This window comes from Furfurilactobacillus curtus, from assembly GCF_054657915.1.
This window is the reverse complement of the sequence record NZ_BAAHXU010000001.1, coordinates 1,717,486-1,732,501: the sequence shown is the minus strand read 5'-3', so window position 1 is coordinate 1,732,501 and position 15,016 is coordinate 1,717,486. Positions and strand designations below refer to the sequence as shown.

Annotated in this window: 11 protein-coding genes; 3 read left to right on the top strand and 8 right to left on the bottom strand. The window is 44.8% G+C overall.

The window, feature by feature from the left end; translation table 11 throughout:
* Positions 1–143: 143 nt before the first annotated feature.
* A complete protein-coding gene (locus ACYQ0Y_RS08090; protein WP_407883144.1) occupies positions 144–1,763 on the bottom strand; it encodes a peptide ABC transporter substrate-binding protein in 1,620 nt (539 codons plus the stop codon).
* Positions 1,764–2,261: 498 nt separating this feature from the next.
* Between ACYQ0Y_RS08090 and ACYQ0Y_RS08085 the strand changes: the two genes are divergently transcribed.
* Positions 2,262–4,694 (top strand): Xaa-Pro dipeptidyl-peptidase, encoded by a 2,433-nt coding sequence (locus tag ACYQ0Y_RS08085; RefSeq protein WP_407883142.1) that lies wholly within the window; start codon positions 2,262–2,264, stop codon positions 4,692–4,694.
* Positions 4,695–4,951: 257 nt separating this feature from the next.
* Here ACYQ0Y_RS08085 and ACYQ0Y_RS08080 read toward each other — a convergent pair whose 3' ends face one another.
* The 4 genes from ACYQ0Y_RS08080 to ACYQ0Y_RS08065 all read right to left on the bottom strand — a co-directional run bounded on the left by ACYQ0Y_RS08080 (position 4,952) and on the right by ACYQ0Y_RS08065 (position 9,340).
* Positions 4,952–6,811 (bottom strand): heavy metal translocating P-type ATPase, encoded by a 1,860-nt coding sequence (locus ACYQ0Y_RS08080; RefSeq protein WP_407883140.1) that lies wholly within the window; start codon positions 6,809–6,811, stop codon positions 4,952–4,954.
* A 173-nt stretch (positions 6,812–6,984) separates the two neighbouring features.
* Positions 6,985–7,311 (bottom strand): hypothetical protein, encoded by a 327-nt coding sequence (locus ACYQ0Y_RS08075; protein ID WP_407883138.1) that lies wholly within the window; start codon positions 7,309–7,311, stop codon positions 6,985–6,987.
* An 18-nt stretch (positions 7,312–7,329) separates the two neighbouring features.
* Positions 7,330–8,304, bottom strand: a complete 975-nt coding sequence (locus ACYQ0Y_RS08070; protein WP_407883136.1) for an ABC transporter substrate-binding protein — start codon at positions 8,302–8,304, stop codon at positions 7,330–7,332.
* Positions 8,288–9,340 carry a DUF805 domain-containing protein gene (locus ACYQ0Y_RS08065; protein ID WP_407883455.1) on the bottom strand — a complete coding sequence of 351 codons (1,053 nt, stop codon included), beginning with the start codon at positions 9,338–9,340 and terminating at the stop codon, positions 8,288–8,290. The genes ACYQ0Y_RS08070 and ACYQ0Y_RS08065 overlap by 17 nt, the downstream gene beginning before the upstream one ends.
* A 215-nt stretch (positions 9,341–9,555) precedes the next feature.
* Here ACYQ0Y_RS08065 and ACYQ0Y_RS08060 point away from each other — a divergent pair, with 215 nt between their 5' ends.
* Positions 9,556–10,467, top strand: coding sequence for a proline-specific peptidase family protein (locus ACYQ0Y_RS08060; protein WP_407883134.1), 912 nt, complete (start codon positions 9,556–9,558; stop codon positions 10,465–10,467).
* Positions 10,468–10,726: 259 nt separating this feature from the next.
* Positions 10,727–11,677, top strand: a complete 951-nt coding sequence (locus ACYQ0Y_RS08055; protein WP_407883133.1) for a DMT family transporter — start codon at positions 10,727–10,729, stop codon at positions 11,675–11,677.
* 688 nt (positions 11,678–12,365) lie between these two features.
* Here the strand turns inward: ACYQ0Y_RS08055 and recQ are convergent.
* The 3 genes from recQ to ACYQ0Y_RS08040 all read right to left on the bottom strand — a co-directional run bounded on the left by recQ (position 12,366) and on the right by ACYQ0Y_RS08040 (position 14,935).
* Positions 12,366–14,159, bottom strand: a complete 1,794-nt coding sequence (gene recQ / locus ACYQ0Y_RS08050; protein WP_407883131.1) for a DNA helicase RecQ — start codon at positions 14,157–14,159, stop codon at positions 12,366–12,368.
* 76 nt (positions 14,160–14,235) lie between these two features.
* A complete protein-coding gene (locus ACYQ0Y_RS08045; protein WP_407883129.1) occupies positions 14,236–14,409 on the bottom strand; it encodes a hypothetical protein in 174 nt (57 codons plus the stop codon).
* A gap of 256 nt (positions 14,410–14,665) precedes the next feature.
* Positions 14,666–14,935, bottom strand: coding sequence for a hypothetical protein (locus ACYQ0Y_RS08040; protein ID WP_407883127.1), 270 nt, complete (start codon positions 14,933–14,935; stop codon positions 14,666–14,668).
* Between the last annotated feature and the right edge of the window lie 81 nt (positions 14,936–15,016).

The following is a 15,016-nucleotide window of genomic DNA, read 5'->3' as shown; positions in this document are numbered from 1 at the left end:
ATTGAGAAAACTAAAAACTGACTTTTCACAACCATCTCGCTGACAATGTGGAATCGGTGCACTCCTTGGCAACGAAAATTCAAAAAGTGATCCACCGAGCTTTACTCAGCAGATCACTCATCTAATTGTATCGACTCACAGACTTACTTCATGTAAACATCCCGGAAATATAGGGCAGTACCATTCGGATCAATGACTAATCCTTTAACATTTGGTCGTTGCATGTATGCGTAGGCGCCTTGGAACACCGGTGCAGTGAAAGCATCGTTTTTAACGATTTCATGTTCCGCATCCTTCAACACTTCCCAACGCTTTGTTGGATTGGTGGCGTAAGTTGAGTTCGCTTCCGCGACGTCCTTCAAGAACGTTGGATTTTTGTAATCTGTATTCAGGTGATAGGCGCCACCGTCGGTAATGAATTGGTATGGGTCTTGATAGTCGGGGCTCCAAATCCCATAGATAATATCGAATTGGTAATTATGACCAAAGTTTAAACGTTGCTTTAATGGTACTTCACGCACAGAGATCTTCAAATCTGGCAATGTCTTTTGGTAGGAACTCTGCATAAATTCAGCTACCGCCTTCGCTTCCGGCGTGTCCGCTGACAAGAATTCCAACGTCAAGTTCTTCTGCCCGAGTTCTTTCAAGCCTTCCTTAAATTCTTTTCGCGCATAGGAAGGATCATAAGGCGTTAAACGTCCACTGTAGGCCCGAAAATCCTTGCCTGCTGCATTAGTGACAAAATTGGCTGGCACAATACCATCTAACGGTGTCGAACCATCTTGAAGCACATCCTTCGTCAATTGCGTTTTATTAAACCCAGTTGCGAGGGCGCGCCGGATATGCACATTAGCCGTTGCTGGTCGCTTTGTGTTGAAGTTCAAATAGCCAATCGCTGGAATTTTGCGAACATGATAACCACTACGACCCTTATATTGCTTCACATACTCGTTATCAAGATCAATGAAATCTAACTTGCCTGACTGATATAAATTGGCAGCCGTGCTTTCGGACTTGATGGTCATCATCGAAATTTTATCAATCTTGATGGCCTTCGCGTCCCAATACTGATTATTCTTAACAAACGTCCATTTGTCGTTGGTTCCCGTCCATCCGGTTACTTTGAACGGTCCATTATAGATGGCGTGACGAGAAGACGTGCCATAATCCTTCCCTTGCTTTTTTACGTAAGCTTCGTCTTGCGGCGCATAAGGGGCGGTCGTCAATAATTCTTTAAAGTAGGTCACGGGATTAGCCAACGTCACCTGCAAAGTGTGTTTATCCAAGGCCTTCACACCAAGCTCATTTAGGGGCTTTTTACCTAAACGAACCTCCTGACCATTTTGAATCGGATCAATATTTTGGGCATTAGGCGAACCAGTGGTTGGATCAGCTAATTTTCGCCACGCATAAACATAGTTGGCGGCAGTGACCGGATCCCCATTGCTCCATTTATTTTCACGTAATTTGAACGTATAAACGCGTTGATCATTAGAAACACTCAACGACTTAGCGCCCGCTAATGTTGGTTTGCCTTGGGCGTCAATGCGATACAACCCTTCAATCGCGTTTTGAATGGCTTCTCCTGAACTAATATCTGAGTATCGACTACTATTCAACGTGGCCAATGCATCAACTGTCCCCACACGAAAATTATTCTTTGATTTCGTAGCAGTTTGTTGACCACATGCCACTAATGTCACCGTTGCGACTAACGCAACGGTGATTAATCCAACAATCCGTGTCAATTTTCTTCTTTGCACTTTTTACCCCTCCAAAAAATAACGATCATCAATCGATTTAGCTCATGGCAATAAAAAAGTCCAACCAGTGAATCACTTGGTCGGACCTGTCACAATTCCACGTTTACTACCGCCTACAAGTGTCGACTGTCAAAAACGTCAAATCAAAACAAGCCCCTAATTGGGACGATTGACAGACTTTCAATTGACTCGACATTCTTGTTTTCATCGCAGAAGCTCCTCGATTTTATCTCTAGAATAAACTTACTGAAAATAAGTGTTGCTGTCAATTAAAAAGTATATCTAGATTAACTTTTACAATGTTACTCACTTGTCAGCCAACCTGAACTTTGCGAGTATTCGGCTGGAACGCCGTATCCAGCTGTTTTTTCAAATGAGGCGACTATGTCGGTCGTGATTTGTTATATAAACGAGAATCATGACCGCTTTGAGTCCTATGCACAGCAAAAGAAAGCGGTATAATGAACGATAAAAATGATGCGGTGAAGGAGTTTTTCGATGAAAAATAATCAGTTTGCTCGTTTAAATGTTGACCTAGAAACAGCAATCGATGAATTACAACAAATTCGTTTTTACGATGAGCCAATCGCTAAAGCAACAAACGGTGTATTCACCTACCGTTTACTGCTGCGAAAAGCCTTTCTATCCGTCAAAACTGGTGCTGGATTTGATGAAAAGCTTGCCAACTACCTAGCAACGCCAACGTTAGACCTTAGCAACTGGCTTGATCAAGAAAAGCCGGTCACTGCAACGGTCTTTTACCGCGTTGCCTTGCAATTATTAGGCTTTTCAGTTGATGTTGATTTTGACCTTACCGATCCATTGACGGCGATGCGAACGATTCAATTACCCCTTCATCAAAGTAAACAAGTCACGTGGACAAAAGCAGATGTCTTAGCCGCTTGGTATCTCCTTTTAACCACCCATACTAAAACAGGTCAGACTTACTTAGACCACTTAGCGACCAATGGTTACTTCACTAATTTTTATACATTACCCACCGACCAAAAACCATTATTCTTTAATGGCAAAGCACAACCCGTTTTTGACACTGCCACCCTCATTCGTGAAGTTGTCTATGTTGAAAGTAGCGTCGATTCCGATCATGACGGACAACTTGACTTGTTAAAAACGGAAATCATCCGACCAGCAGATACCAATACTGGTCTTAAAATTCCGGTCTTATATACCGCCAGTCCTTATAACCAAGGTACCAATGATGAAGCTGGTGAAAGCATGACCCATAATGTCAATGTGGCTTTAACGGCTAAAACGCCAGATCAAACGCGCTATGAGGATATCGCTTATCAACCCGATCAAGCCGATACGCTGCCTCAGCCACGTGCCGTCAATACGGAAACGACAATCGCAGCGGAAACATTTGGCCGCGAAGCTAGTTATACCTTAAATGACTACTTCTTGGCTCGCGGATTTGCGGCCGTTTACGCTGCTGGCATCGGTACCTTAGACTCTGACGGCGTCCAAACTTGTGGTTCTGTTGAGCAAACGCAGGCCACGGTAGCAATCATTGAATGGCTTAACGGATCACGAAAAGCTTTTACAAATCGCACGGATCAGGTGGCCATCACAGCTTGGTGGTGTAATGGCAGTATCGCGATGACGGGACGTTCTTATTTGGGTACTTTAGCGACAGCTGCTGCGACGACAGGCGTTGATGGCTTAAAGACGATTATTTCTGAAGCCGCGATTTCATCGTGGTATGACTATTACCGAGAAAATGGTTTAGTCGTTGCACCTGGTGGCTTTCCCGGCGAAGATGCAGATGTCTTAGCAGTCGAAACTTTTAGCCGAATGTTGGCGCCTGCCGATTATCGCCGAATTAAGCCGATCTTTGACGCCGAACTAGCGACTTTACAAGCCGGCATGGATCGAGAAAGTGGCAATTACAATCGATTTTGGGATGAACGTAATTACCGAAAGAACCTCAGTCAGATCAAGGCCGACATCATTATGGTACACGGCCTCAATGACTGGAATGTCAAACCGCATAATGTTGAGCGTCTATGGGCTGGACTCCGGGGCCTACCGATCACTAAAAAGATCATCCTCCATCAAGGCCAACATATCTACATCAATGCATTTCGATCATTAGACTACACGGACATGATGAATTTGTGGTTGAGTCATGAATTATACGGTCTTGATAATGGCGCTACAACTGTTTTACCTGATGTTTTGATTCAAGACAATCTGACGCCAGAGACCTGGACATCTTATCAAGACTGGGCGGAACCAAGTGTATCCAAGCAACGCTACTTCTTTGCCAATGACGCCTTGGTGGATGCTCCCGCCACGCACAGTGCCCAATCATTTAATGATCATTTACCCGAGGCTGTCTTCAATCAATATCGAGATCACAACGAGCAGTGGCAGCAAGACTTACTGACGGACAGCAAGAACAATTTAGCCGATGCGCGCCTGTTAATGAAGACAAGTCAGTTCGCCAAAGACCGCACCATCGACGGCAATGTCGCCGTTCATGTCTCAGTGGCTGTTAACCAGCCATTAGGCCTTTTGAGTTTTCAACTCGTCGACTACGGCCAATCCAAGCGCTTCAACGTCTCGCCAACGACGTTAAACGCCCATGGTCTAGATTTAGGTTATCGTTGGCGTGAGGATGCACTGCGTGAATTCACGCTGGCCAATCACACTACACCATTCAAGATGATCACTAAAGGACACATCAATCTACAAAATCGACAACATCCTTGGCAAAACGATGAGCTAAAACCTAATCAGTTTTACGATGTCGATATCAGTTTACAGCCAACCTTCTATCACCTACCTGTAGGCCATCAACTCGGACTCGTAGTCTATGCGACAGACTTTGGGATGACTGTTCGCGGCAATCAAGATCTGCGCTATTCGATTGTCTTAGATCAAAGCTTTGTCGATATCCCCTTTAAATAAAGCCATTGTTTGACTTAATTAAAACAACCCAAATAACCCAGAGTCTGGGACAAAACTAAAATCTAAATTTCATTTCCAATCTAACTAGCCAAAACACGGGACATAAGTCAAGCAACACCGCCTAAGAGCGAACTGCCAACGATGAATAAACCATCATCATTCGCAGTTCGCTCTTAGTGCTCGTCACTTACCGACTTATGTCCCGTTCTTGAGTTATTTGTGATACTGACACACGCAACTTATTCGCTTTAATATCATTATTCCACGACGTTTAGTGATGAGGGCTCAGACTTAGCAACTGTTTCACCTGACTTAACATTCGTGTCGGAGGCCTGTACAACACGACGACCAGTACGAGCACGAAGCGCATACAATATTGTGACCGTATCGACAATTTCTTGGCACAATGCCCCCAAAATGGCCGGGATAAGTCCAAAGCTAGCGATTACCATCAGGCCCGTACAGATCGCAATTCCAATCAGCACCGCTTGACGCGCAATGACCATCGTATCCTGTGCAATCAGTGTCACTGCTGCGACTTTACTTAAATCATCTTTTAACACGACCGCATCGGCAGATTCACTGGCAGCCGTTGCTCCATGGGCGCCCATGGCAATTCCTACATCAGCCATGGCCAATGACGGGGCGTCGTTAACGCCGTCACCAATCATCACAACCGGTCGCTGCGCGGGTGTTAATTTAGCCAACACGGCAATTTTTTCGGCTGGCAATTTCTCAGCATCCACGTGATCAATGCCCACTTGCCCGGCAATTTGATTTGCAATTGCTTGCTGATCTCCTGAAATCATCATCAATCGCTGGGCACCTAATCGGTGCAGCATACTCATCGTTGTAGATGCTTCCGGTCGAATATGATCGGCTAAGCTAATAACACCAGCGTATTTTCCGTCAATATTGACATAAATCGCTGTGCTGTCCACCTTTGTTGACGCTCCAGCAAAAGCTGCTTTTCCTGCTTTCACTCGATGCCCATCTACCACTGCGGAGACACCGAACGCTGTCACCTCACTAACATCTTTCACAGGCAGCAACGTTGTCACGGCAGCGGTCAATGAACGCGCTAAAATATGCGTCGATTGCTGTTCAGCAGAAGCTGCCAGTTGTAGGACTTGTTCGGCAGTCCATGGGGCGCACGCTTCTACCTGCTTAACACTCAAACAACCGCTCGTAATCGTACCCGTCTTGTCAAACGCAAACGTCTTAGCCTTGGCTAACTTCTCTAATGTTGTACCAGATTTCACAATGATTCCGTGACGACTAGTGCGGCTCATTCCTGAGACTAACGCAATCGGTGCCGCCAAAATCAGCGGACACGGTGAAGCAACGACTAGGACTTGCGCAAAACGAACCGGATCTCCGGACCACCACCAAGCGAGTCCAGCAATCACATAGGCCACTACAGTGAAAGGTACTGCATAACGATCGGCCATGCGAACAAATCGTGCTGGCCTTGCTTCAGATTCTCGGACTAAGTGAACAATCCCCTGATATTGACTATCTGCGGCCACTTTGGTGACAAGCATTGTCAAAGCCGCATCCCCGTTAATCGTACCCGACATTAGTTCTGCGCCAGCATGCTTTTCAATCGGTGTTGACTCACCCGTCAGACTAGCTTCATTGACCAAACTTACTCCGCTAAGCACCTGACCGTCGACTGGAACTTGTTCACTAGGTTTGACCACCAACACATCATTGATTTTAACTTCATCAACACTGACATCTTCAAATTCATTTTTTATCTTACGATGAGCTTTAGTTGGTGTTTGATCCAACAATGTTTTCAATTCTCGTTTAGCCTTGTGGGCGGCATAATCTTCTAATGCATCTCCACCAGTTAGCATTAATAATACGATCATGGCAGCCCAATACTCGCCTACCGCTAATGTCGCAGCTACCGCTGTAATGGCTAATAAATCGATTCCGAATTGACCTTCTTTTAAGGTCTGAATCATATCCCACAACATTAATAATGCGATCAGCACTCCAGTGATCGTAATAAGCCACTGAGCCAGCATCGGTCGAGACAACCCAAACGCCAAAATCAAGGCCACCGTACTCGCGACTAAAACACTCCATAATCGTCGATAATTACGCATGGTTGGACCTCCTCTAGCAGTTCAATCATTCCTCCTCTTATTATAATGGCTCTAATGTAGAAGAGCGAATTAAATGCCCATTAGCAATGCCACGAACAACGTGTCGTAACCTTGAATAAAACGCCAACCATTGCAACCTAATGTGATATAAGTCTTGATTGTGATCAAATTGATTAGCCAACGAACCAAGCCCACACAATCAGGACCAATTCACCTAATGCTCGCAAAATATGCACCCGCCAATTAATCTGGTCGTGGTTTTGACGATCGATTAAATACTCAACAATTGAAACGACAATACAGCCACTCAGTAGCAATAAAACACCCAGTAAACGTTCTTTGGTGAACAACACCTGGCATAAGATTAAAATTCCACCCAATAGCAACCACAGTTGGAATTGTTGGGCCGGCCGTGACTTTTTTAACTGAGCAGTCACAATAATCCAAATCCCATATACCGCCACGGCAAAGGTCGTGACGAAGTTTAACACGTTAATCATGTCTAAATAGCCTCATTTTTATTTTTTCGGTGCCAATAACGGACTACGGTAGGCTGCACTCGGCGCTAATTTTAGATCCGGTTGCGTTTGGGCTAGCCAATCATGCATTTCATCTATTGTTTGGACAGAGACAGCGTTAGCCGTTTGAAACCGCGGCAACGCCAATGCTGATACTTGCGTCGCAGGATAACCGAGTTTTTTTGTCAAAATCATCTGATAATCAAGACTATTAGGGTGACTATTCAACCAACGAACGGCTTGATTATAGGCGAGCATGAATTGGCGCATAGCATCCGAGTGATGAACTAGCATCGTTTGATTTATCACTAGTGCTGTGTTGGCTTGTCCGGCTTTAGTTTGGGCAATCGAACGAGCACCATTGCGTCGCAACTGACTCGCCGCCGGGTCTGGCAAGCTAACCGCTGTCACAGCTCCGGTATTTAAAGCAGCCAATAGCTCTGCTTCATTCGCATAGTTTTGAATCATTACAGTATCAGTCAGTCCTGCGTGATCTAATAACTGCGTAGTGGCATACGCAGCCGTTGATGATGCGACAACCCCCACTCGTCCGCCATTTAAATCGGCCAGCGACGTAACCTCATCATTAATCGTCATGATCGTCACGTAATTCGTCGTCAAGCTCACTATTTGTCCAGCGGCCTTAGTCGAATTAGCCGACATTAGCTCAGGCACGCCAACCACGGCGCCATCAACCTGGTGTTTTTGAAGTGCGCTGACCCGTTCACTGGCGTTGAGTTGAACCATTAATGTGACATTTAAGTGATGGGCGGTAAAATATCCTTGCTGCGCCGCCACATATAATGGCAATGCATCGATCGAATGCCCAACCGACAGTTTCAAATCGGTCACTGGCGTTGGCTGATGATTAGACGAGTGAGCTGTTTTCTTTGATGACCCACAACCAACCAGTAATACCGCTAATAGAAGAATCAATATTTGGCCATACCTAGTTCGTTTATGCTTGATCATCATGGTGTGGCTCACTTGCCGATGACACAGCCGGAGAGGCAGACTGTTCTAGTCCGCCAATAGATGATGCACCCGCACTCTGGCTAGTCGTCATACTGGCTGGATAAAAGATTTCAACTTGCGGTGTGACTGCTGTCGTTGCTTTTTGTTCACCGTTGCTATCATCTACCGCGCCACCGTCAGCCGCTGGATATTTGGTCTGCTTTCGACTGGCCGGCAATAACGTTAGTAACAATAGAATCAATTGGCCAATGCGACCAGCTAACGCCAGGAACACCCAACCAGCACTCAATTGTTGATCATGCAATCGTCGAGCCATCAATGCCAACTTTGGCAACCAGACTGGCACACTCAAGCCAATGCCCAACACCACTAATAGAACTAGCGGTCCGACCATCCCTTGCCAATTTGGTGCTGCCCCAAGTAGCGTGGCCTCACTTAGTCGCCGACCAAACGTCAACACTGCGCTGATAAACAGACCCATTGCCAAAAAAATTCCATAAATGGTGCCGAAAATGCCCCAGGCTACTCGCGCCCATAAGTAGTTTCCTCGCGAAGTTGTATCACGAAAATTGAAAAAGTTTCGCCAAGTATGCCCGAACGCATTCCCCAAAATACCGTGAACATAGCCGCGATGGTCCACAACTAACGAAGTCGGCTGATTATCAGCATCAACCATGTGATACCACGGTGCTCGGTCATCTTGTTCAGCTTCTGGCAAGGCGTGCAGCACAATCATATGTACCCCTGGTAAAAGCATTAGCCATTGATACTCACCGGGCAACCGTAAACTGTGGAGCCGGCGCACAGAAAGACTGAGATATTGGAGAAACTGGGCGATAAAAAAGAGGTCTAAAATAAGGCGTACACTCATCGATATACCTGTACTCATCGTTAGCGCTGGGCTCAGCAGCAAATTCAATACGATCGTCACAATTGCCATCCCGATAATCGCCGCCCAAAAATCCCGACGACGAGTCTTGCCGTGATAGTTAAACATCTGTTGCCAACTGGCTCGATAATTCTCCCAAACATTCATATTTGTCACCCTTTCTCAACTCATGCTATTACTATTATTTTAGCGGACTTGATCCTAGTTTGCACAAATTATCGTGCCTTTTGTCTCGTGCAGCAAAAGTCAAACGTGCTACACTAATAACAACGGTGCAACCGTTTTATCTTTAAAACAAACCAACATGGTCTTATTTTGCTTCAATCACCATCATCATGGTTTGAAATCAGGAGGCTACCCTAATGAAACAAGGCACCACGATTATGACCCTCGATAATGGGTATCATTTGTGGACAAACACCCAAGGTACTGGCGACATTCATCTCTTATGTTTGCACGGTGGCCCAGGTGGTAACCACGAATACTGGGAAAATTTTGCCGAAGAATTAGGCAAACAAGGCTTAAATGTCAGTGTCCACATGTACGATCAACTTGGTTCGTTTTACTCGGATCAACCTGATTATTCGGATCAAGCTACTGCCGATAAGTACTTGACCTATGAATACTTCCTCGATGAAGTTGAAGAAGTCCGGCAAAAGCTTGGGATCGATAACTTCTATCTCATCGGACAGAGTTGGGGCGGATTATTGGTTCAAGAATACGCCGTGAAATATGGTGACCACCTCAAGGGCGCGATTATTTCATCGATGGTGGACGAAATTGATGAATATGTCACGCATATTAATCAAGTCCGCGAACAAGCATTACCTGCTGAAGAAGTCACCTACATGAAACAATGCGAAGCGACCAATGATTATGACAACAAACGTTATCAAGATGACGTAGATGTCTTAAATCGAGGCTACGTTGACCGTAAACAGCCACCGGCCATCTCTCATCTAATTTCTACAATGGCCACCCCGGTCTACAATGCTTTCCAAGGCGATAACGAATTTGTCGTGACTGGTAAGTTAAAGGACTGGCATTTTCGCGATCAGCTCCACAATATCACCGTGCCAACGTTATTGACCTTTGGCGAACACGAAACCATGCCTGTTGAAACAGCCAAGACGATGCAGACATTAATTCCTCATGCTCGGCTGGAGACCACGCCTAATGGTGGCCACCACCACATGATTGATAATGCGCCCGTTTACTTCGATCACTTAGCGAAGTTTATCAAAGACGTTGAAAGTGGTCATTTTAATGACTAATTAAGCACTGGCCTTCAATTGAGGGTCAGTGTTTTTTTATGGATTGGCATTAGTGATTGTTTTGTCGCTTTTTAAGTAACATTTCCGTTGATCAAAGTATCTTGCAAAGATATCATCAATCGTCCTTGAATTGAAAATGACAAGCCTATTGATCCCTTGAAAAGGTAATCTCAGAGCCTGATTACATGCACACGCGACTTTCATCCTCATCAAATGACGTGTTACCATTGGATGAGTTTAGTGTAACGGGGGAAAATTTATGTTAGCCATTTCATTAGCCATCATCATTGGTATTGCCTTGCCCATTGAAACCGCGGTCAATTCGCGATTACAAGGCGTTTTAAAATCGCCATATTTTGCTTCATTGGTTTCTTTTCTAATGGGCACGATTCTACTGACCTGCATGTTGTTATTCACAGGCCACTCTTTCCTGATTGCTGGTAATTTTTTTAGTAATCATCCGTGGTGGATTTGGTTGGGTGGTGTGTTAGGCGTTATTTACTTAACTGGTAACATTCTCCTATTTCCCAAATTAGGGGGCATCCAAACAGTCTTAATGCCAATGGTCGGCGAGATTTTTGCTGGTCTAGTGATCGATGACTTGGCGTTATTTGGCAGTGGTCATCATGCCTTGACCTGGTTAAGGGCCTTGGGAACCTTATTAATGATCATCGGTATTGTGTTTGCGGTCGTTTTACCTGAACGGGCTCGTAAGGCCACTTTTCAGGGGGCCGCTGAAGCGGATGCACGTCGCCGTGAGCCAACCCGCTGGTTATGGCAATTATTGGGTATTTTATTTGGCACATTCGCCGCGTGCCAAACAGCCATCAATGGCCACCTCGGCCAGTTATTAAAATCGCCTATTCAGGGGGCATATGTCAGCTTTATTGTCGGCACCGTGCTGTTATTGGTGGTCGTACTTTGGCAGAATCACTCACTTCGCCTACCAGCTGGTGCTTTGGCACGGGAACCATGGTGGATTTGGTTTGGGGGCTTTATCGGGGCGCTTTTCGTGCTGGGCAACGTTTATCTGGTTCCCATTATTGGGACTGGTCTGACTGTGGTCATTGTTTTATTAGGTCAGATTGTTGGGGGACTACTTGTCGACCAATTTGGTTTACTAGGCGCAAAACGCAGTCCAATTGTTCCTTTAAAAGTGATTGGGCTAATCGTCATGATGTTCGGCGTCACATTGATCAAAATTTTTTAAAAATGAGTTTGATATCTAACAATGGCCAAAGCGTAATAATCACATTAAAAATCAATAAACAAAAACGCGTTGATAAGAACAGTTCCTTTTGTTGATTTAGATTAGCGAGCATCGTTAAGTGAATAGACGTCAAAGCAAAAAAACGACGGTCATCTTTGAGGGTTGATCACGAGCAAAGTGGTCAGTGGAGGGGTCCTATTCCAGGGCTAGCGACCCGCGTACCTGACGTAAGAAATCTATAAATAAAGATGGTCCCGCCTGTAACGTCCTTGATTCTGGTCATTGTCAGAAAGAAGCTTTTACGTATTGTTCCTACCTCTCTTAAAGCTCCTCACGATAAGCTTTCGTGACTAAACCTTTAAAACACACGGTGGCCGAGTACTTTGAGCAAATTAATTAAAACGAATGCGGCGGGCCTGTTTTTAAACGCGGCCTCAAAGAGTCCCAAGCAATCCCAGTCTTTGCTACACCATCACTATAAAGAAAAAGCGGTATTAAGGATTTCGTTGAATCCTTAATACTGCTAGCCCAGTAGATTTTAAGCAGAGTCACTTGACTTATGTCCTGTGTCTTAGCTATTTAGGTTGGAAGTGAAATCTAGATTTTGGTTTTGCCGCCAACTCTTTCCTACGCTGAGGATGATTAAAACTAACTTATTTGCGTGACAAAAATGACCACCTACAACTGGTTAGCTCGCACCAGCCGTACTGGCATTTTCTTCTTGATACTCTTGAATCACATTGAGAAATGCTTCTCCGTATTTCTCCAGCTTATTTTGGCCAACACCTTTAATGGACAACATTGCTAAATTACTGTCTGGTAATTCTTCACAAAAGGCCTGTAAGGTTTTATCTGAAAAAATAACGTATGGCGGCACATGCTGTTGCTCAGCAAAGTTCAATCGTAATTGTCGCAATGATTCGAACAAATCATCGTCCACTGAAACAGTCCGTTTAGCTTTAACGGCGCCACGGCGCAAGACTTTGGCTTTGCCTTTTAAAACACTGGCCCCTAGTTTGCTGACATGCAATGTCGGGTATTCCCCGCCAATTTGTTGCAAATAACCGCCACTCGTCAAAAAGTCGATTAGATTGGCAACCTCTTTTTGTGGTCTTTCTTTCATCAATCCGTAAGTCGATAATTTGTCAAAATGTTCCGTTTGAATCCGTTTGAGCCGCGATCCGGTCAGCACTTGCGCAATTAATGATTTACCATAGCGTTCGCGCATCCGTAAGACACATGACAGAACTTTTTGTGCATCGAGTGTGACATCAACTTGGTCACGACTATCTAAGCAATTACCACAGTGACCGCAATCAACAGCTTGTTCACCAAAATAACCTAAGATATAGCGCTGCAAGCAACCTTCCGTATTCGCATACTTGGCCATTTCTTGTAATTTAAGGTATTCGCGGGTTTTAAATTCAGGGGCCATCTCTGACTGATCAATAAAGAAATGCTGAATCTGTAAATCAGCCGGTTGATAAAGCAAAATGGCTTCACTAGGTAATCCATCCCGACCTGCTCGTCCGGCTTCTTGGTAATAGGCTTCTAAATTACCGGGGACTTGATAGTGGATAACGAACCGAACGTTGCTCTTATCAATTCCCATACCAAATGCATTCGTTGCTACCATTACTTGCAAACGATCATAGAGAAAGGCTTCTTGATTTTGATTACGTTCAGTCTCGCTCATTCCCGCATGATACATACCTGCTTTAAAGCCTTTATGCACCAGCAACTGGGTCAAACGGGCGACTTCCTTGCGCGTACTAGCATATATAATGCCAGCCGCATTGGGGTTCGCCTTTAAATACTCTAATAAAAAAGCTTCTTTATTTTGGTTTTTGACAACTTGAAACGAGAGGTTGTCTCGCGCAAATCCAGTCGTTACCTCGTTGGCGGGATTGATGTTAAGTCGCGTCATGACATCTTGCGCCACTTTTTTCGTGGCCGTCGCCGTCAGGGCAATCACCACCGGATTCGAAGGAAATTGTCGCACAGTTTGCATGAGATTTAGATAGCTTGGCCGAAAATCATGGCCCCATTGCGAAATACAGTGCGCCTCATCAATCGCCAATTGTGAAATATTGAGATCACTCAACTCGGCTAAGAACCGCTCATCATCTAACCGCTCTGGTGCAAGATACACTAATTTAACTTGCCCCATTGCCGCTTGTTGCAAACGCCCCTCAATCTCGCCATAAGATAACGTACTATTGATAAAAGTCGCGGGAATCCCATTTTCCGCTAATGCATCCACTTGATCCTTCATCAAAGAAATCAATGGCGATACAACGACCGTTAATCCTGGCAATAGCAACGCCGGAATTTGGTAACATAGCGACTTGCCGCCCCCCGTTGGCATCACCGCCAAGACGTTTTGATGTGTTAACACCTTATCAATAATGGCAGCTTGTCCCGGGCGAAACTCATCATACCCGAATTTTTCTTTTAAAATTGTTTGTGCTGTGGCGTTCATGTTAACCCCTTAATTAATCCGTTACCCGCGACAAAGTGTAACTTCAATTATACAAGGGTCCGCCGATATTCGCCAGTTAACCGCGAGGTATGATCGTTGCTTGGTGGTGCCGTTGTAAACACGATAGTTGACGCTCCGACAGCTCAGTTACCGTTGGTTTTACGACGCGAACAACTTGTGAACGACTGGTTACTGCTCGTGTCACATATCCTTGTTGAAAATCACAATTAATAATCTTTGATCTAGTCATCTGGCGAAGCCTCCTTAGCCATCAATCATAAAAGTTAAAAAGTTAATGCCGTGTTATATTAATCGACAGTTTATCTTATTTATAAGTAAAAGTAAATTATTTTTTATAAAATTATGAATAATCTGGCCAATCCTTTGGAGATAACGCCACTCAAAAAATCCCCCACTTTCCGAAATTCATCACGGAAAATGGGGGATTTTACGAACACGGGCAAGTCGCCTGTCCGATTATTAATCCAATACTTGCTTAGACTGATTTAGCCCTTTTTACAATCATAGACGTCGATTGAAGAAACAGCTCCTGGCAACCAGTCTGGTCCATATGTGAAACCAAGTTGACCCTTACCAAAGGTCGTTCCCTTCCAAATAAGGATCGCATCATCAGTGGTAAGGACGTTGCGAATTTCATCCAAATAGGCACCATTTTTGACCTGTAATCGTAATAACATTGGCGCACTTGCTTCAAGGGCGGTTGCCGAAAAATCTGTTCGGTGACCTGCAACTTCCACATAAAAACGTTCTGCCATGACTAATTCCTCCAATTTACTCATTCACTGCATTCAGATTAGCATGTCTGCTCTACGACAACAATTGTTTGTCATCGTCAG

Bases quoted from the DNA above. Each gene is read 5' to 3' on its own strand.
- recQ (WP_407883131.1), bottom strand. From the start codon at position 14,159: ATGAACGCCACAGCACAAACAATTTTAAAAGAAAAATTCGGGTATGAT.
- ACYQ0Y_RS08040 (WP_407883127.1), bottom strand. From the start codon at position 14,935: ATGGCAGAACGTTTTTATGTGGAAGTTGCAGGTCACCGAACAGATTTT.
- ACYQ0Y_RS08085 (WP_407883142.1), top strand. From the start codon at position 2,262: ATGAAAAATAATCAGTTTGCTCGTTTAAATGTTGACCTAGAAACAGCA.
- ACYQ0Y_RS08070 (WP_407883136.1), bottom strand. From the start codon at position 8,304: ATGATGATCAAGCATAAACGAACTAGGTATGGCCAAATATTGATTCTT.
- ACYQ0Y_RS08060 (WP_407883134.1), top strand. From the start codon at position 9,556: ATGAAACAAGGCACCACGATTATGACCCTCGATAATGGGTATCATTTG.
- ACYQ0Y_RS08075 (WP_407883138.1), bottom strand. From the start codon at position 7,311: ATGATTAACGTGTTAAACTTCGTCACGACCTTTGCCGTGGCGGTATAT.
- ACYQ0Y_RS08065 (WP_407883455.1), bottom strand. From the start codon at position 9,340: ATGAATGTTTGGGAGAATTATCGAGCCAGTTGGCAACAGATGTTTAAC.
- ACYQ0Y_RS08045 (WP_407883129.1), bottom strand. From the start codon at position 14,409: ATGACTAGATCAAAGATTATTAATTGTGATTTTCAACAAGGATATGTG.
- ACYQ0Y_RS08080 (WP_407883140.1), bottom strand. From the start codon at position 6,811: ATGCGTAATTATCGACGATTATGGAGTGTTTTAGTCGCGAGTACGGTG.
- ACYQ0Y_RS08055 (WP_407883133.1), top strand. From the start codon at position 10,727: ATGTTAGCCATTTCATTAGCCATCATCATTGGTATTGCCTTGCCCATT.